This window comes from Streptomyces sp. HPF1205, from assembly GCF_020400825.1.
Taxonomy (GTDB): Bacteria; Actinomycetota; Actinomycetes; order Streptomycetales; family Streptomycetaceae; genus Actinacidiphila.
Window position 1 is genome coordinate 258,470 of the sequence record NZ_JAINVH010000001.1, and the last position, 18,241, is coordinate 276,710.

General features: G+C 75.1%; 12 protein-coding genes. 6 read left to right on the top strand and 6 right to left on the bottom strand.

Going from position 1 to position 18,241, the window contains the following annotated elements:
• Window positions 1-188: 188 nt before the first annotated feature.
• The 6 genes from K7G61_RS01095 (at window position 189) to K7G61_RS01120 (ending at window position 7,538) form a co-directional block, all read left to right on the top strand.
• Window positions 189-1,805 (top strand): dynamin family protein, encoded by a 1,617-nt coding sequence (locus K7G61_RS01095; RefSeq protein WP_225844829.1) that lies wholly within the window; start codon window positions 189-191, stop codon window positions 1,803-1,805.
• A 4-nt stretch (window positions 1,806-1,809) separates the two neighbouring features.
• Entirely contained in the window at window positions 1,810-3,630 is a 1,821-nt protein-coding gene (locus tag K7G61_RS01100; RefSeq protein WP_374204017.1) for a GTPase, read from the top strand.
• 126 nt (window positions 3,631-3,756) lie between these two features.
• A complete protein-coding gene (locus K7G61_RS01105) occupies window positions 3,757-4,179 on the top strand; it encodes a single-stranded DNA-binding protein (RefSeq protein ID WP_225844558.1) in 423 nt (140 codons plus the stop codon).
• A gap of 562 nt (window positions 4,180-4,741) precedes the next feature.
• Window positions 4,742-6,406 (top strand): energy-dependent translational throttle protein EttA, encoded by a 1,665-nt coding sequence (gene ettA, locus K7G61_RS01110; RefSeq protein WP_225844559.1) that lies wholly within the window; start codon window positions 4,742-4,744, stop codon window positions 6,404-6,406.
• The gene (locus K7G61_RS01115) at window positions 6,406-6,825 is read left to right on the top strand and encodes a thioesterase family protein (RefSeq protein WP_225844560.1); all 420 of its coding nucleotides are present in this window, start codon (window positions 6,406-6,408) and stop codon (window positions 6,823-6,825) included. Before ettA ends, K7G61_RS01115 begins: the two co-directional genes overlap by 1 nt.
• A complete protein-coding gene (locus K7G61_RS01120; RefSeq protein ID WP_225844561.1) occupies window positions 6,822-7,538 on the top strand; it encodes a hypothetical protein in 717 nt (238 codons plus the stop codon). Before K7G61_RS01115 ends, K7G61_RS01120 begins: the two co-directional genes overlap by 4 nt.
• 10 nt (window positions 7,539-7,548) lie before the next feature.
• Here the strand turns inward: K7G61_RS01120 and K7G61_RS01125 are convergent, their stop codons facing one another.
• The 6 genes from K7G61_RS01125 to K7G61_RS01150 all read right to left on the bottom strand — a co-directional run bounded on the left by K7G61_RS01125 (window position 7,549) and on the right by K7G61_RS01150 (window position 18,236).
• Entirely contained in the window at window positions 7,549-8,580 is a 1,032-nt protein-coding gene (locus K7G61_RS01125; RefSeq protein WP_225844832.1) for an ABC transporter ATP-binding protein, read from the bottom strand.
• Window positions 8,581-8,894: 314 nt separating this feature from the next.
• The gene (locus K7G61_RS01130) at window positions 8,895-11,792 is read right to left on the bottom strand and encodes an FtsX-like permease family protein (protein WP_225844562.1); all 2,898 of its coding nucleotides are present in this window, start codon (window positions 11,790-11,792) and stop codon (window positions 8,895-8,897) included.
• Complete coding sequence (locus K7G61_RS01135; RefSeq protein WP_225844563.1) at window positions 11,792-15,301, bottom strand: FtsX-like permease family protein; 3,510 nt, start codon at window positions 15,299-15,301, stop codon at window positions 11,792-11,794. The genes K7G61_RS01130 and K7G61_RS01135 overlap by 1 nt, the downstream gene beginning before the upstream one ends.
• 242 nt (window positions 15,302-15,543) lie before the next feature.
• Window positions 15,544-15,948: a globin gene (locus tag K7G61_RS01140; protein ID WP_225844564.1), complete on the bottom strand. Its 405-nt coding sequence runs from the start codon at window positions 15,946-15,948 to the stop codon at window positions 15,544-15,546.
• Window positions 15,949-16,390: 442 nt separating this feature from the next.
• Window positions 16,391-17,116: an MBL fold metallo-hydrolase gene (locus tag K7G61_RS01145; RefSeq protein WP_225844565.1), complete on the bottom strand. Its 726-nt coding sequence runs from the start codon at window positions 17,114-17,116 to the stop codon at window positions 16,391-16,393.
• Window positions 17,117-17,120: 4 nt separating this feature from the next.
• Window positions 17,121-18,236: an FHA domain-containing protein gene (locus tag K7G61_RS01150; protein ID WP_225844566.1), complete on the bottom strand. Its 1,116-nt coding sequence runs from the start codon at window positions 18,234-18,236 to the stop codon at window positions 17,121-17,123.
• Window positions 18,237-18,241 lie beyond the last annotated feature (5 nt).

Genomic DNA, 18,241 nt, shown 5'->3' on the forward strand with positions numbered 1-18,241 from the left:
GTCCGCTGAAGGTGCACCGCTTTTGACAGGTCGAAATGCTGCCGTTGTGCACTCGTTATGCCGATGGCTCATTCTGTCCCCCGGCTCTCGCCTGTCCCAATGGCACGGTGCGCGGGCCGAATAGGGCAATTACCCCGAATAAGCTTCAAAAACGCCGCAATATCGGGCATTCTGCCATTGTGGTGATCTTGGACGTACGGCCTGAGCTGCTTGACGCGCTGTGCACGCTGCGTGACCGTGTCGATGCCGCACGCTTCCCCTTCCCGCTCCCCGGAGCCGTCCTTGCCCGCCGAACCCGGCAGGAACTGCTCAGCCAGCTCGACGACTACCTGCTACCCCGGCTCGCGGCGCCGGAAGCCCCTCTGCTGGCCGTCGTCGGCGGCTCCACGGGAGCAGGAAAGTCGACCCTTGTCAACTCGATCCTCGGCCGCCGCGTGACCGCTTCCGGAGTCCTTCGGCCCACCACCCGCACTCCGGTCCTCGTCTGCCATCCCGAGGACCGGGCATGGTTCGCCGATCCCCGCGTCCTGCCCGGGCTCGCCCGCACCTGGGCCGTACGGCAGCGCTCCCGCGCCGACGAGGACGGTCATGAGCGGCCTGGGCCCGAGCGGCCCGAACTGCGCCTGGAGACCGACGACTCCCTCCCCCGGGGGCTTGCCCTCCTCGACCCCCCGGACATCGACTCCCTCGTCACCCGCAACCGCGAACTGGCCGCCGAACTCATCTGCGCCGCCGACATCTGGGTCCTGGTCACCACCGCTTCCCGCTACGCCGATGCCCTGCCCTGGCACCTGCTGCGAACCGCGAAGGAGCACGACGTCACCCTCGCCACGGTCCTCGACCGCGTCCCGCACCAGATCGCCGGAGAGGTCAGCCGCCAATACGCCGCCCTGCTCGCCGAGGCCGGTCTCGGCGACGTGCCCCGCTTCACCATCCCCGAACTGCCCGAGTCCGCCGGCGGCGGCGGACTGCTCCCGCAGACCACGGTGGCCGCCGTACGCGCGTGGCTGGCGCACTGCGCCGAGGACCCCGCCGCCCGGCAGCAGGCGGCCCGCCGGACGGCGGTCGGCACCCTGGACTCGCTGCGTACCCGGCTGCCCGCCCTGGCCTCCGCCTCGGCCGCCCAGCATGCCGCTTCCTTGCGGCTGGCCCGAGTCGTCGAGCACTCCTACGCGCAGGCCGCCGCCCGCGTCGACGCCGCCTTGACCACCGGCGCCGTCCTTTCCGGGGAGGCCCAGGCGCACTGGCGCGGCTACCCCGCCTGCGACCCCGGCCTTCTCCTTGACTCCCTGGCCGAGGGACTCGCCGCGCTACTGCGGGCCGAGACCGACGCCGCCGACGAACGCATCACCGAGACATGGCGGCGCGACCCCGCCGGTGCCGCCCTTCTCACCGAACCCGCCACCCGCCCCGACCGGGACCGGGTGGCCGTCTCCGCCCGCATCGACAAGGGCGTGCGGGCATGGCGGCGCGACCTCGCCGCCCTGGCCCGCCCCCGGGGAGTGGGCCGCCGCTCGGGCGGCAGACCGGCCGCCGGTTCCGGACATCTGACCGCTCTGCTGGCCACCACCCTGCTCGGCGCGCGGCGCGGCCACGCCGCCGGGGAACGCCTCGCCGAGGCGGTCGGCGCCCAGACCGCCCTCCGGCTCGGGGACACCGCCCGCGGCCGCCTGGAGAGGGCGGTGGCCTCCGTACTGCGCGGCGAACGCGACCGCAGGCTCGCCCCGCTGGACGGCTACGACGTCACCGCCGGGCAGCAGGCCGCCCTGATCGCCGCCCTGTCCGTACTGCACAAGGAGAGGTGACCGAGTGAGTGCCATCCCCTCGCCCCCGGGCCGACCGGCGGTTCGTGACAGGAGGAGCGCGGCCGACCCGCTGGCCGTCAGGGCGGACGCCCTCGGCGAACTGCTCGGTCTGTCCAGGGCCCGGATCGACCCGGACGAGCTGGCCGAGAGCGGCGAACTGCTGACCCGCATCGGCGAGCGGCGCAGGCTCTCGCCGGAACACACGGTGGTCGCCCTGGCCGGCGCCACGGGCAGCGGGAAGTCCACCCTGTTCAACGCCTTGACCGGTCTCGCGGCGGCCGAGACCGGCCTCCGCAGGCCGACCACCGCCCGCCCGGTCGCCTGCGCCTGGCGGCCGGAGCGCGCCGCCGCGCTGCTGGACCGGCTCGGCATCGCCCCCCGGGACCGGCATGCGGGGCGGGGCCCGCTGACCGTCCCGGCCCCTGCCGGTCCCTGCGGCATCGCACACTCTTCAATTGGCGGCGCCGCCGAGGCCGGGTGGGGCCTCGGGAGCGCCAAGGAGCAAAGCCTCGAAGGGCTGGTTCTCCTCGACCTGCCCGACCACGACTCCGCCGCCGCGGGTCACCGCGAGCAGGTGGACCGCCTGCTGCGACTGGTGGACGTCGTGGTCTGGGTGCTGGACCCGGAGAAGTATGCCGACGCCCTCCTGCACGAGCGCTACCTGCGTGCCATGGCGGGGCACGCAGATGTCACCGTGCTGGTGCTCAACCAGGTCGACCGGCTGCCCGGCGACGCGGCCGATCTGGTCCTCGACGACTTGCGCCGGCTGCTCGACGAGGACGGGCTGGCGGTCGGCGAGCACGGAGAGGCCGGCGCACTCGTGCTCGCCGCCTCCGCCCTCACCGGCCGGGGCGTACCGGACCTGCGCGCCGCGCTGGCCCGTATCGCCACCGAACGCGCCGCGGCGGGGCGACGGCTGGCGGCCGACATGGACCGGACAGCGAGCGTGCTCCGGCCGCTCTACGTCGGCGAGGGCGGCACCGGACTGACCGAACCGGCGCGCGAGGATTTCATCGACCGGCTCGCGGACGCCGTGGGCGCGGCCGCGATCGGTCAGTCGGCGGAAAGGGACTGGGCCAGTGCCGCATCTGACGCCTGCGGCACTTTGTGGGGTCGGCTGATCAGTGAACGGACGGTCACGGACAGGTGTTCCCGCTCCGGGCCCGGATCACCGGATTCACCTGTTCGAGGGACCCGGGGGCGGTCGGGGCCGCCGGTCGCAGGACATCCTTCCGGCCGGCTCCCGGGCCTGTCGGCCTCGCGCGCGGTGATCGAGGACGCCGTACGGGGCCTTGCGGGCGACGCCGCCCGCGGCCTGCCCGGGCCCTGGGCCCAGGCGATTCGCGAGGCGGCGCGGCGCGGCGGAGAGGAACTGCCCGCGGCGCTCGACGAGGCCGCGTCGCGAGCCCTGCCCGGGCCTCCCGAACGTCCCGGCTGGTGGTCGGCGGCCCACGCGGTCCAGTGGGTGCTCGCGATCGTCGCTGTCGTCGGCGGGGTCGCCCTGGCCGCCACCGCCGTGGGCACGCTCGCCCTGGCCTGGTGGCCGCCGCTGGCCATGATCACGGCAGGAGGCCTCGGCGGTCCCGTGGCCACATGGGCCTGCCGGCTCGCCGCGCGCGGGCCCGCGCGCGGATACGGGCAGGCCGCGGAACGCCGGCTGCGCGACGCCGCGGCCGCCTGCGGCAGGGCCCTGGTCCTCGAGCCCGTGGCCGCCGAACTCGTGCGGTACCGCGAGGTGCGCGAGCAGTACGCGGTGGTCGCGGGAACCGCCCCCGGCCCGTACCGACCGAAACCTCCTCTGCCGTATTTCCACTCGACCGAGTGACGGATTTATCCACAGTCAGGGAGTTGTCCACAGATTTTCCCCGATTCCTCCATGGGCACTGGAATTCGAGCACGATGTTCTTGTCGCGTTCCGCAGGGGAGCGCGCGGACGAGGAAGGACAGTGCCATGAACGAGACCCTGGTGACCGTGGTGGGAAACGTCGCCACGGAGCCCGAGACCACCGTCACCGCCACCGGCCTGGCGGTCACCCGGTTCCGGCTCGCCACCACGGCCCGCCGGTTCGACAGCGAACGCGGAGGCTGGACCGACGGTCCGACGAGTTTCTACACCGTGCGGGCCTGGCGGACCCTGGCGGGAAATGTCAAGGAATCGGTCGGTCTGGGCGAACCGCTCGTCGTGCAAGGACGGCTGAGGGTGCGTGAGGAGGAGAAGGACGGCCGCCGCTACGTCTCGGCCGAGATCGAGGCGACAGCCATCGGCCATGATCTCGCCCGCGGCATCGCCCGATTCGCGCGCTCGTCGTCAACCGCCCATGTACGGCCGGAAGTGCCGGCTCCGCAGGCCCCGCTCCCGGCGGGGGTGGCATGAGCACCTGAAGCATCCGTATTCCGGGGTATTTCCCGGAGTGAAACCCATCGGAGATTTATCGACAAAGCAGAAACCGCTTTCGTGAACGCGTGACGATCGGGATTCGACTGGGCTCGTGGGGGGTCTCGGTGACAGCCGGATTGCGGCTGTCCCCAGGATTTCGGCGTTCGTACGCACGGAGGGTTCGGAACTGCAGGCGGGGCCACCGTCATTCGACCGTGTGCCTCGCGGGAGGGGAAAAACCATGTTCAAGATCACCAGACACACAGGCGCCCGCCTCGCGGCGGCCGGTGTCGCGGCCGGCCCGCCCGGGGCCGGGGCGATCATCGCCGCGGGGCCGACGGCCGCAGACGCCGACCCGCCGCCCGGGACCCGCCGAGGACGGCCGCCGACGACGAACGACCACGGCGCCCCGACGGGACAGCCCAGGTCAGCGCCGGGTCAGCGGCCCGTGACCAACTCATTCGCCCGCACGGCTGGACGGCTGGCAAGATGGGGTGTATCTGCCCTCACGGGGTGGAGCCGCACATTGGCCCTTCTCTCGACTGCCGGACGGTTTCTCTTGGCTGAGTACATCTACACGATGCGCAAGACGCGCAAGGCGCACGGCGACAAGGTCATCCTCGATGATGTGACGCTGAGCTTCCTGCCGGGCGCGAAGATCGGTGTGGTCGGCCCCAACGGTGCCGGTAAGTCCACCGTGCTCAAGATCATGGCAGGTCTGGAGCAGCCGTCCAACGGCGACGCCTTCCTGAGCCCGGGCTACAGCGTCGGGATGCTGCTGCAGGAGCCGCCGCTGGACGAGTCGAAGACGGTGCTGGAGAACGTCCAGGACGGCGTCGCCGAGACCAAGGCGAAGCTCGACCGGTTCAACGAGATCGCCGAGCTGATGGCGACCGACTACTCCGACGAGCTGCTGGACGAGATGGGGAAGCTGCAGGAGCAGCTCGACCACGCCGAGGCGTGGGACCTGGACGCGCAGCTCGAGCAGGCCATGGACGCGCTGGGCTGCCCGCCCGGGGACTGGGCCGTGACCAACCTGTCCGGTGGCGAGAAGCGCCGGGTCGCCCTGTGCAAGCTGCTGCTGGAGGCCCCGGACCTGCTGCTGCTCGACGAGCCCACCAACCACCTGGACGCCGAGTCGGTCCAGTGGCTGGAGCAGCACCTGGCGAAATACCAGGGCACGGTGGTCGCGGTCACCCACGACCGGTACTTCCTGGACAACGTGGCGCAGTGGATCCTGGAACTCGACCGCGGCCGGGCGCACCCGTACGAGGGGAACTACTCCACGTACCTGGAGAACAAGGCGGCGCGGCTGAAGGTCGAGGGCCAGAAGGACGCCAAGCGCCAGAAGCGCCTCAAGGAGGAGCTGGAGTGGGTCCGCTCCAACGCCAAGGGGCGGCAGGCCAAGTCCAAGGCCCGACTGGCCCGGTACGAGGAGATGGCCGCCGAGGCGGAGAAGATGCGGAAGCTGGACTTCGAGGAGATCCAGATCCCGCCGGGCCCGCGGCTGGGCTCGGTCGTCGTGGAGGTCGAGCACCTGTCGAAGGCGTTCGGCGAGAAGGTGCTGATCGACGACCTGTCGTTCACCCTGCCGCGCAACGGCATCGTCGGGGTGATCGGCCCCAACGGCGCCGGCAAGACCACCCTCTTCAAGATGCTGCAGGGCCTGGAGAAGCCGGACAGCGGCAACATCAAGGTCGGCGAGACCGTGAAGATCTCCTACGTCGACCAGAACCGGGCGAACATCGACCCGAAGAAGACGCTGTGGCAGGTCGTCTCGGACGGGCTGGACTACATCAACGTCGGACAGGTCGAGATGCCGTCGCGGGCGTACGTGTCGGCGTTCGGCTTCAAGGGCCCGGACCAGCAGAAGCCCTCCGGGGTGCTGTCCGGCGGTGAGCGCAACCGGCTGAACCTCGCGCTCACCCTCAAGCAGGGCGGCAACCTGCTGCTGCTGGACGAGCCGACCAACGACCTCGACGTGGAGACGCTGTCCTCGCTGGAGAACGCGCTGCTCGACTTCCCGGGCGCGGCCGTGGTCGTCTCCCACGACCGGTGGTTCCTGGACCGGGTGGCCACGCACATCCTGGCGTACGAGGGCGAGTCCAAGTGGTTCTGGTTCGAGGGCAACTTCGAGTCGTACGAGAAGAACAAGGTGGAGCGGCTCGGCCCGGACGCGGCACGCCCGCACCGCGCCACCCACAAGAAGCTGACCCGCGGCTGATGGCGCGGCACGTCTTCGCCTGCCCCCTGCGCTGGGCGGACATGGACGCCTACGGCCACATCAACAACGTGGCGTTCCTCCGTTACCTGGAGGAGGCGCGGATCGACTTCATGTTCCGCCTGGCGCCGGGGGAGGGCGCCGCGACCTTCAGCGGCGGCTCGGTGGTGGCGCGCCACGAGATCGACTACCTGCGGCCGCTGGTGCACCGGCACGAGCCGGTCACCATCGAGACGTGGGTGACGGACATAACCGCGGCGTCGCTCACCTTGGGCTACGAGGTCAAGGACGCGAAGACGCTGTACGCGCGGGCGTCGACGGTCGTGGTGCCGTACAACCTGGCGAACCAGCGGCCGCGGCGGATCACCGCGGAGGAGAAGGCGTTCCTGGAGCAGTTCCGGGACGAGGCCGTGGCAGCATGACGCGGCTGGCATTCGACGCGCCCACCGCGGCGGCCCCCGGGGAGGCGGCGGAGGAACTGGCTGGGTTCCTCGGGCGGCTGCTGAAGTGGGACAAGGCGGCGGTGGTACGGCTCAGGTCGGCGCCCGGGGAGGCCGCGCTCGGGGTGTTCGGGCAGCCGCCGTTCGGTGGCGTGATCGCCGTCAAGGGCATGGCCCTCGGCGGTGAGGGCGTGGACGGCGCCGTGGAGGCCACGGTGTCCGCCGGGCAGTTGCTGGACGCCGTCGCGGCCGCGGCCGGGGACGGCGGACAGTTCGTCATCCCCGCGTCCGTGACCGGACCCGCCTGGGCGGGGCTGCTGCCGCCGCGCGGCGGCTGGCAGCGGATCGCCGAACTGCCCGGCGCCGAGGTGCGGGCCACCGCGGCGCAGGTCGTCGCGGAGTTCCGGTCGCGGACCGAGGGGCTGCCGCCGCAGCGCCGCACCCGGGAGGAACTGGACTCCCTCGCAGAGGAGTTGTGGACGCGCCCGTACCAGGGGGCGACCCTGCGGGCCGTGCACGCCGCGTACGCCCTGGGCTTCCTGCGGGTGCCGCCGGGCGGGCCGGGGAGTCCGGGCGGTCAGGACGAGGTGGCGGTACTCCGCGCTGGCTCGTGGGTGCGGATACGGACGGGCTACGGTTCGGTGGCCTCGCGCGGCCGGACGGCGGTCGGCGGGCTGACGGTGTCGCCCGTGTAGCAGCCCGCGCTCACTCGTGGTCCGGCCGCGATCGAGGCTCGGACTCGGATCGAGGCTCGGACTCGGGCCGGGGCTCGGGTTGGGACAGGGGCCCGGATCCGGGCTCGCGTTGGGGCCGGTCCTTGGCGGGCCGGACCTCGATGTGGTCGGGTTCGAGTTCGAGCAGCACGCGGGAGCGGATGTCGAGGGCCGTCGTGTAGTCGCGGGGGAGTTGCAGGCGGCCGGCGCGGTCGACGGTGGCGTACTCACGGGCGACCGAGGACTCCTGCCCGTGTTCGTCGACCTCGGTGTGGCGGACGACCTCGGAGGCCGTGCGGCCGTCGCGGATGGCGACGGTGCGGCGGACGGCGTCCGCGACCGCGTGGTCGTGGGTGACGACCACGACGGTGGTGCCGAGCTCCTCGTTGGCGGTGCGGAACGAGGTGAAGACCTGTTCGGCCGTGGTGGAGTCGAGTTCGCCGGTGGGCTCGTCGGCCAGGACGACCGAGGGGTTGTTGGCGAGGGCGACACCGATGGCGGCGCGTTGCTGCTCGCCGCCGGACATCTGGACCGGGCGGCGGTCGCGGCAGTGGCCGACGCCGAGCATGTCGAGCAGTTCGGCCGCGCGGGCGGCTCGGGCGCGCCGGGCGCGCGGTCCTCCGCCGCGGCCGGCGAGCTGCATGGGCAGCATGACGTTCTGGGCCGCGGTCAGGTACGGCAGGAGGTTGCGGGACGTCTGCTGCCAGACGAAGCCGACGACGTGCCTGCGGTAGCGAAGGCGGGACGCGGCGTCCATCGAGAGCAGGTCGTAGCCGGCGACCGAAGCCGCACCCGCGGTGGGGACGTCCAGCCCGGCGAGGATGTTGAGCAGGGTGGACTTGCCGCTGCCCGACGCCCCGACCAGCGCCATCAGTTCGCCCTTGGCGACAAGCAGGTCCAGGCCCTGGAGTGCCTGGACCTCGACGCCGTCGGCGGTGAAGATCCGCACCAGGCGGTCGCAGCTGATCAGCGCGTCCTTGCCGTAGGCGGGGCGGTCGCGTTCCTCGGCTGCCCGGCGCTCCAGCTCCGCGAGGCTGCGCGGGGACGCCGCCGCCCCCGCCCGCGCGCCCCCGGCGCCCGGCGCACCGCCCGCACGACCCGGCCCCGGACGGCCCGCCCCGGCCGCCTGCCCCGCACCGCCGACCGCCCGCGGCGCCGCACCCTCCGGCCCCGCACTCCCCGCCCCAGTGCCGGCCGAGCCGACGCCGACCGCCTCAGCCCCGGCTGCCGCCTGCCCCGTACCGCCGACCGCCCCCGCTCCCGCCGTGCCCGCGGGCTCCGACCCGCTCGCCGTGTCCGCCCCGCCCACCGGAACCTCCTCCGTACCGTCGCGACCGCTCATGTCCTGTCCCCCGCTCGCAGCTCCGTACTCTCGCGCCGCCGGCCGCTCCACCACACCTGGACCGGAAGCACCAGGCAGGCCAGGAGCACCAGGCCCACCGACGGCAGGGCCAGGGACCAGGGGTCGGCCCGCAGGCCCAAGCCGATGCCGAAGTCGACCGGCGGTACGTCGGGCGAGCCGGACCCCGGGCCGAACGCCAGGGCCCGCAGGTCGACGCCCGGCCGCAGCAAGGGGATCGCCGCGAGCCCCACCAGGACGCCTCCGAGGGCCGCGAGGAGCGTCTGCGGCAGCATCTCCAGCAGCACCAGCCGCCGCGCCTGGCGGCGCGTCATTCCCATGGTCCGCAGCCGCGCCAGCAGGGCGGCCCGCGCCGGCGCGGCCTGCAGCAGCGACAGCAGCAGGGCCAGCGCGCTGTAGGCCGCACCGGCCGCGATGGCGGCGAGGTAGACCTCACGGGCGCCGCGCTGCAGCGGCGTGTCGGCCAGCGCCGCCCGCTGCTCGCTGCGCAGCAGGGCCCTCACGTAGGTGGTGGACTCCTTGGCCAGCCGGTGCAGCGCGGGGCCGTCGATGTGCCGCCCTGGCGCGTTCATGGCGAGGATCGTGGTGGGACCCGAGTACTGGACGTACGGGGCCATGTCCGGGTGCCGCGCGTCGAGTTGTGCGGCCGAGAGGATCACGAACTGGTCGGCCGGGGCCGCCGGAGTGGTCCGCAGCACCGCGGCCGCCCGTACGTCGGTCTCGCCCACGCCCGTGGTGATCCGGGTCGGGGCCCGGCCGATCGCCGCGGCCACCTTCGGCGAGACCACCGCGGGGAGCGGCCCGTGCCCGTGGTAGGAGGCGAACACCGAGGCAGGGAAGGCCGGCAGACCGATGGCGCGGGTGAGCTCGCCGTACGAGGCCGGGTCCACGATCACCACCGAGTACGGCGTCGGGAGGGCGGGCGAGGGGCTGTAGTCCTCGACCCTGGCGCTGACCGTCAGGCCCACGCCCGGGGACCTGCGCACCTGGTCGGGAAGGTGCGGGTCGAGCATGAAGCGCGCGTCGACGCGGGCGTCCGCGCCCACGGTCGCCGTCGCCGCGCGGTCGCGCCCGTGGTCCACGCCCGCCAGCACCGAACCGCCGAACGAGGCGACGGTCAGCGACACGAGCAGCGCCAGCAGCGGCAGTTGGCCGGCGGCGGGGGAGCGGCCCGCGCGGGCCAGACCCAGGTGGGCGACCGCTCCGGTCAGCCGGGACGCCGGACGGCTCAGCAGCCGCAGGGGCAGCGGGTAGACCCGCAGCAGCACCAGCGCGGCGGCCACCGCCAGCAGCGCCGGAGCGGCGGCCAGGAAGGGATCGGAACCGTCCGGGCCCGAAGCCGTGCCGCGCTGCCGCAGCGCCACCACCGCGCCCGCGACCAAGGCGGTGACGGTCAGTTCGAGCACCAGTCGGCGCCGCGAGGGGCGTACGGCGACCACGTCGTCGCGAGCGGCCGGGCGCACCCGCCGTACCGCCCACGCCGCCCGCAGCGGAAGCGCCGCCGCACCGGCCACCAGCACGCCCAGCCCCAGCAGGACGGAGAGCCGGGCGCGCTGTGTGGGCAGCAGGGCCAGCGCCAGCGCCGTTCCGGCCGCCGCGCCCGGCACCGCCGCCGCGCACGTCTCCCCGGCCAGCCGCGCCACGATCCCTGGCAGCGAGCCCCCGCGGGAGCGCAGCAGCGCGATCTCGGCCCGCCGGCGTTCGGCGGCCAGCCCGCCCGCCATCAGGAGCACCGCGAGGGCGGCCGTGCCCACGCCCACCGCCGCGATCAGCACCAGCGGCGAGGCGGCGGACCGGTCCTTGGCGAAGGTGTCGAGCAGATCGTCGAAGCCGCTTCCGACCTGCAGTCCCGGATCCACGAGCCGCTGCAGGCGCACGGCGCGCGGCCCGCTGTCGAACGACGCCAGTTCCTTGCGTATCCCGGACACGTCATGGGCGGCCAGCCGCGAGGCGTCCACCGGGTGGTGCCAGTACATCGTGGCGCCGACGCCCAGCAGGGGTATCGAGACGGCGTCGGGACGGTCCAGCAGCATGGTGAAGTGCCAGTACGTCTTGGGTTCTTCGCCGGGCGGGGTCGGGGGCGCGGACAGTACGGGGGCCAGCAGGTCGGAGTCCTCGTGCCAGTACGCCGAGGACGGGTCGCGCGGAGCCACGATGCCCGAGATCCGCACGGTCAGCGGTGTCACGGACCTGCCGGCCAGGTGTACGGTCCGGCCGACCGACAGGCGCAGGACCTTCGCCGTCCGCTCGGTGACGGCGGCCTCAAGCGTCGTCGCCGGCTCGTCGCCCGCCGAGCCCCCGGACCCGCCGGACGCGCCGGACCCACCGGACCCGCCGGAACCCCCGGATTCGCTGGACCCGGCCGACCCGCCCGAGCCCCCGGCGCCGTCGGGGTCATGGGACGCGCCGCGCGGCAGGCGCCCGGCCACCACCCGCACCTGGGAGGCGAGGCCCGCCTGAGCTACGAGGTCGGCGGTCGGCGGATGGGTGGAGGTACGCGGCAGCTCCGGGTCGGGCACCGCCGAGTCGGCGCCGGTCCGCACACCGTAGACGGCCCCGCCGGGCAGCAGCCGCAGCGGCGGGGAGGCCAGGCCGAGGAACGCCCGCTCCGCCCTGTCCACCGAGGCGGGGCCGAGGTCGGGGAGGATGCCCGGGTCCTCGCCGGTCCGGTAGAGGTCGGTGACCGAGACCGCGCGGGCCCGGGGCGAGGCCTGCGCGACCGCGTGCCGCAGCGCGCGGTCCTCGTAGCGGTCCACCGCGCGCGGCAGCGCGGCGGCCAGGAACGCGGTGACCATGACCAGCGCGAAGGTGGCGAGCGCGGACCCGGGCGCCGCCCGCAGCCGGACCCGCACCCAGCCGGGAGCCGTTCGCCCCATCAGTCCTCCCCCTGCCGTCGCAGTGCCGTCGCGGGATCGCCGCGCCGCATCGCCGTGGCCAGGACGACCAGCAGCGGCGCCACCAGCACCACGGCCAGGAGTTGCGCGAGGCGGCCCGCCGGGAGCTCGACCAGGAGGTCGGGGACCGGGCGTCCCGCGGTGCCGGTCAGGATGATCAGCGGGGTGACCAGCCGGGTGAGCAGAGTGCCGAGGCCCACGCCCACCGCCATCGAGACGAGTACCAGCAGGCCCTGCTCGGCGGCGATCACCCGGGCCAGCCCGCGGCGGGGCGCGCCGAGCGCCCGCAGGACCGCGAACTCCTGGTCGCGTTCCCTGATCGCCCCCACCGCGGACACCGTGAACCCGACGGCCGCGAGCACGGCCGCCGCCACCACGGCCGCGGGCAGCGCCGACTGCGGCCCCGCGCCCAGCGGATCGGCCCGCAGCTCGGCGGCACGCTCGTCGCGTACGAGCAGGCTGTCGACGTCGGTGCGGTCGCGCAGGGCGGCCGCGACCCGGGCGGAGGTGCCCGGCCGGGTCGCGAGCCACCATTCGGTGGGCTGCATCGGGAGGGCGCCGGCCGCCTCCAGCGTGCGGTTGACGGCCCGCAGGTCCAGCAGCAGCGTGCCCGCGTCCTTGTCGGAGCCGCCGGCGCCGCCGGAGCCGCCGGGCGCGTCGGCGGCGTCCGTCCCGCCGGCGCCGCCGTCCGGGGTCCCGGCGGAGCCCTCCGGACCGGCCGACCCGCCCAGCGCGTCGATCGTGTCCCCGGTCGCCGGGACCGCCCGCACCGCGGCCGCGATCCGCACCTGCGCGTTCACGCCGTTCACGGGCACCTTCACGACGTCTCCGACCTTCGCCCCGACGGCCCGCAGGTAGGTGTCCGTCGCCACGGCGGCGAGCGGGGGCGCGGCGGCGGACGAGGCCCGGGCGCGCAGGGTCACCGTGGGGGGCGTCTGGTAGGACATCGGGTCGAGTTCCGCGGCGCCCGTGTCGTAGGTGACCGTCAGCAGGGCGGCGCCGCCGGCCCGCGTGCCCGACACCGACGGCGCCGTCTCGCCCGGCAGGTGGGCGAGCGACGGGTCGTCGAGCTCGGCGGTCGTCGACCAAGCCGTGGACGAGGCCGTGGAGGGGGTCGCAGACGAGGCCGTGGACGAGGCCGCGGATGACGCCGTGGAGGAGGCCGCGGGTGCGGGGGCGGTCGCGAGCGGCCGCGAGGTGCCGTCGGCGACCGTCACCACGGGTGAGCCGAGGGTGAGGCGGTGCCGCTGGGGGGCGGAGGGCAGCGAGTAGGCCGCGTCGACGCGGATCAGCCGCAGCGGCCCGGCCGGGGCGCCGCCCGCGGTGCCCGACGCCGCCGCGAGGTCGAGGGCGAGCGGGTGCGGGGCGCCGTCCGGGGGCACGTCGCCGAGCAGCAGGTCGTAGACCACCCCGTAGGCGTCCTCGACCACCATCGTCAGGTGGTCGGGTTCCTGGCCGGGTGGCGCCCCGCCGGCCACGTCCAGCGTCGCGTCGACGACCACCTTCCGGGCGGAGGCGGGCAGCGCGAAGCCCGCCGGGGCCGCGGCGGCACCGGCGCGCAGCGGCCGCAGCACGTCGGCGACCGGGCGCCCGCCGGTCAGGTCGGGCCTGAACCGCATCGCGCGGGCGGCCCGCTCGGTGTCGATGGCCAGCAAGGTGGCGTGCCGGTCGCCGGAGAGGGGGAGCTGGTCGCGGGTGGCGGGCGCGGCGGCGGTGACGTCGGGCGCGGCCGCGTAGATCCCGGCCTGGCCGAACGGGGGCGTGGTCGTGCCGGTCACGCGGATGTCGGCGCCGACCGCGAAGTCCGCCTGGTCGTGCTGCGAGCGGTCCCAGCTCGCGCCCTGCCCGATGGCGAACACGCCCATGGCGACGGCCAGTACGAGCAGCAGCGCCGCGCCCGCGCCCCGCTGCGGCCGCCGGGCGAGCTGCCAGCCGGCCAGCGCGGGGGCCAGGGCGCGGCCGCGCGCGGCCCGCCGTTCGCCGAGCCTGGCGACCAGGGGCAGCAGCCGCAGCACCAGGACCGTGCCGGCCAGCAGGCACAGCGCGGGCGCGGTCACGAGCACCGGATCGACGCCGAGCCCGCCGCTCGCGGTGGCGCTGAGCGCGCCGCCGCCGGAGGAACGCCGCTGAAGCTGCCAGTACGCGACGCCGGCCACCGCCAGCAGCGCCACGTCGGCACCGGCCTGCAGCGCGCCGGGCAGGGCGCGGCGGCGGGAGCGTGCGGCGCGCTCCACCGCGTACGCGCCGCCGGCGCGCAACGCCGGCGCGATCACCGCGCCCGCGCAGGCCAGTGCCGTGCACACCGCGACCAGCCAGGCCGCCCCGGTCGAGCCGCCGCCGAGCGACGCCCCGGTACGCGCCATCGCGCCGGTCCCGCCGAGCAGCCGCGTCACCGGCCCGGCCAGCAGCGGCGCCACCACGGCCGCCGGTAGTGCGAGCAGCAGCGCCTCCGCGGCGGCCAGCCACGCCACCCTGGCCCGGGAGCCGCCGCGGGCGCGCAGCAGCGCGGTCTCCCCGGCGCGCTCCTCGGCGAGCAGCCGGGCGACCAGCAGCAGCGCGAAACCGGCCAGGACGACCAGCTGGAGCGCGCCGATCAGCAGCGTGGACCGGCTCACCAGCAGGCTGCGCCGCAAGTCGGACACCAGCGCCGGCAGGTCGCTGGACGGCTGGGCGGAACTGGCGGCCGGGTCCGTACGGAAGGCCGCCAGGGCGTGCCGCACGCTGTCCGCGAGGGCGCCCATCCGCCCGGTCGTCACCGTGCGGAAGTCCCCGACGGCCTGCCACGACATCTCGGCCGCCCGCACCCGGCCGGAGGCGAAGGTTCCGCCGTCCACCAGCATCGGGCCGTACGTGGTGTACCCCACCGTGCGCACGCCGCGCCCCGCCAGCGGGTCCAGGTGCCAGTACGCGGCGGTGCGGTCGCGGGGCCGGTACACGCCGGTGACGCGGATCCGCAGCCGTGGGCCGCCCAGCCGGTCGACGAGCGTGATCACCTGGCCGGGCCGCGCCTTGAGGGCCTGCGCCGCCACCGCGGGGACGGCCACCGGCACCTCGGGGGCCCCGGCCGCGGCGGGCGCCGGCCAGGCGCCCGAGACCAGGACCAGCCGGGAGCGGTCGAAGGTGCCCAGCAGGGTCAGCAACGGGTCGCCGGTGCGGGCCGCGCCCGGGGGCCGCAGCGCCGGCGGCAGTCCGTAGGGGCCGGAGCGGGTGGTGGAAAGGACGGTCGTCGGCAGGCCGCCGAACGAGCCGCCCAGCACCTTGCGGACGGCGCCGTCGACGGGACCCGCCGGGCCGTTCAGCGACGCCTGGGCCTCGACCGTGGCCCGGTCCGCGGCCTGGTGCCCGAGGGTGCGGCGCAGCGCCGCGTCACCGATCGAGCCGGTGAACGCGGTGAAGGTGGCCAGTACCGACGCGGTCAGGACGACGGTCAGGAGAGCGGCTGCGAGCAGCGCCCGGTGTGCGCGCACGCGCATCAGTACGAACCCGGTCACGAACGTTCCCCCGTTCCTCCCCTGACCGGATGCTCTCAAGGGGGCGGCCGGTGCAGAACAGTGTCGGAGATTGTCGCAATACGATCGTGACCGAGCGGCGGGTGGACAACTTCGCGCACGGATGCGCGTCAACGCCCGTGTGCGGCCCGGTGATCCGCCCCCGCGAGCCGATCAACCGGCGGGCGGGGGCGGCCGGTCCGGCGGGTTCGGCGGGTTCAGCCGCGGAGTGGCTGCCGGCGGATTCAGCCGGGCGTGTTCACCATCGAGGCGGCCGCGTAGACCAGGTAGTCCCACAACTGCCGCTCCTGGTCGGGCGCCAGCTCCAGCTCGTCCACGGCGGTCCGCATGTGGCGCAGCCAGGCGTCGTGCGCGGCCCTGTTCACGGCGAAGGGCGCGTGCCGCATCCGCAGCCGCGGGTGGCCGCGCCGGTCGCTGTACGTGCGCGGGCCGCCCCAGTACTGCATCAGGAACAGCGTCAGCCGCTCCTCGGCCGGGCCGAGGTCCTCCTCGGGATACATCGCCCGCAGATCGGGGTCGTCCGCCACGCCCTGGTAGAACCGGTGCACCAGGCGGCGGAAGGTGTCCTCGCCGCCGACCAGTTCGTAGAAGGTCTGCTGCTGCGGCGCGCCGTGCGGGATCTCGTTCACCCTCCCATGGTGCCAGGCACCCCGGCCGAGGACGCAGGCCGTAGGACCCGCCCGCGCGGGCGCACGATGGAGGCATGGCCGAAACCGCGCAGGACCGGCGCACCCGGCTCGCGGCGCGGCCCGTCGGCGGCGCGGGCCGGGCAATCCCCGCGGGAGCCAGGGGAGGGGCCAAGGGAGGAACCAGGGGAGGGGCCGCGGGAACGCTCGCCCAGCGGGATCCTCGCCGGCCGCCACCCCGACCGCGCCCGGTACGGCCTGACCGTCGACGGCCGCCGTCAGTAGGTCTGGCGGGACGACCCGCCACGTCGGCCCCACCTGGCAGATCACGCCCTGACCGGGGCCCGCCGCCCGCATGCCGCCGCGCGCCCGGCGTTCGGCCCCCGGCCCCCGGAGCCCCGAGCCCGGCCCGACGCCCAGCCGTCCGCCGCCCGCAAGCGCCGGCTCAGACCGGCTCCCACACCGAGGCGTCGTGCGCGAACAGCACCCGCCGCGGGTCGAACTCCAGCAGCCGGGCCGGCCACCCGTCGTCGGGCGCGGGCAGCGGGGGCGCCTGCGGGTCCGGGGGCTCCGCGGAGGACCCGGCCGCCTCACGTTCCGCCGCCGCCGTCTGCGCCAGCCGGGCCGCCGCGAAGTGCGAGGCCGTGGCGTGCGTCTGGCCGGCCAGGATCACCGTCCCGTCCGGCTCCCGCACCACCAGCGACTGGTGGCCCGCGGTGTGGCCGGGCGTCGGCACGACCCACAGCCCGGGCCGGACCTCGGCCTCGCCGGACAGCTCCTCGTACCGCGCCCCGGCGAAGTCCAGCAGGTGCTCGGGGGTGTGGCCCGTGTCGCCGCGGGCCAGCGCGAGCTCGGCGGCCTGGGCGAGGATCGGGGTGCCGGCGAACAGCGGGTTGCCGCCGACGTGGTCGAAGTGCAGGTGGCAGTTGACGACCAGGCGGATGTCTGCCGCGTCGACGCCCGCGGCGCGCAGGGCGGCGGACAGGGGACGCCGGCGGGGCCGGTAGTGCGCGTCCGTCTCCGGGTCCGCGGCGCCGATGCCCGTGTCGAACAGCATGAGCTCGCCGCCGTGCTCGACCAGGTACGCCAGCGCGGGCTCCACGCGGGGCCGCCCGTCACCGGTCTCGGAGCCGGGGCGGACGAACCAGCCGAGATCCAGGCGGCGCAGCATCGGTTCAGGCCCTCCTCAGGGTGATCGTCGTCCAGGCGCCCACGTGCACCCGGTCGCCCTCGCCGAGAGGAACGGGGGTGAACGGGCGGATCGGCTCCTCGGCGAGGTTGACCGTGGTGCCGTTGGTCGAGTTCTGGTCGACCACCGACCAACTGCCGTCGGGCTGCTGGACCAGCACGGCGTGCTGGTGGGAGACGCCCGGGTCCTCCGGGGCTCGGGACAGGTCGATGTCCGGCGCCTCCCCGGTGCTCTGCCGACGGCGTCCGATGGTGACCTGGTTGCCGGTCAGCGGCAGGCTGACCTCGGGGGAGAACGCGGGGAAGTACAGGCCCGGCGCGTCCGGCCCGCTGCGGGACATCATCGCGGTGAAGTACTCGCGGTCGGCGCCGATGACCGCCACCCACGCCGTGCCCCGGCCGGGGCCGCCCGGCACCACCGTCGGCGGCGCGGCCTGGACCTGCGCCGATGTCGCCTCGGAGGACGGCGCCGGCTCCCGCCGGTCCTGCCTGACCGAGCCGGACGGCGGGTCCAGCAGGAAGTCCCCCGACCCGGGGACCAGCGTCACCGATTCGGGGGGCACGGGCTCCGCGGGCCGGTTGACCTGCGAGGGCCGCGAGAGCCGCGAGTCGTAGTGCTCGTACGGGGGGTACTGCGGCGAGGCGACGGTCGGCGCGGCCACCTGCTGGAGGTCGGGGGACCCCGCGTGCGGCCGGACGGACGGGTGGCCGGACGACGGCGCCGCGGCTCCCGAGCCGCCCGGACTCCCCGCGGCTCCCACCGCCCCCGAGGCCCGCGCGGGCCCCTGCGGCGGGACGCCGGGCGCGATCGTCGGCGCCTGCGTACGGAAGTTGTAGCGGCACTCCTCGCAGAACAGCGCGGCGCCCTCCCGCGGCGTGCCGCACTGCGGGCACAGCTCGGCGACCTGGGTCGGCTCGGACGCGAACCCCCCGGGCGGCGAGGGCGAGGTCGGCGGGGTGGAGGCCGGCGAGGCGGACGACGAGGACGCCGAGGACGCCGAGCCGGCCGGCCGCGGCGGATACGCGGACGGCGTCATCCGGATACCGCAGACCTCGCACCAGTCCGAGGTGGCGGACTGGTGGTTCTTCGGACAGATCGGCATGGGCC

What these genes read in the sequence shown, in the direction of transcription:
- K7G61_RS01105 (WP_225844558.1), top strand. Translation starts at nt 3,757, where the DNA reads ATGAACGAGACCCTGGTGACCGTGGTGGGAAACGTCGCCACGGAGCCC.
- K7G61_RS01120 (WP_225844561.1), top strand. Translation starts at nt 6,822, where the DNA reads ATGACGCGGCTGGCATTCGACGCGCCCACCGCGGCGGCCCCCGGGGAG.
- K7G61_RS01130 (WP_225844562.1), bottom strand. Translation starts at nt 11,792, where the DNA reads ATGGGGCGAACGGCTCCCGGCTGGGTGCGGGTCCGGCTGCGGGCGGCG.
- K7G61_RS01145 (WP_225844565.1), bottom strand. Translation starts at nt 17,116, where the DNA reads ATGCTGCGCCGCCTGGATCTCGGCTGGTTCGTCCGCCCCGGCTCCGAG.
- K7G61_RS01150 (WP_225844566.1), bottom strand. Translation starts at nt 18,236, where the DNA reads ATGCCGATCTGTCCGAAGAACCACCAGTCCGCCACCTCGGACTGGTGC.
- K7G61_RS01115 (WP_225844560.1), top strand. Translation starts at nt 6,406, where the DNA reads ATGGCGCGGCACGTCTTCGCCTGCCCCCTGCGCTGGGCGGACATGGAC.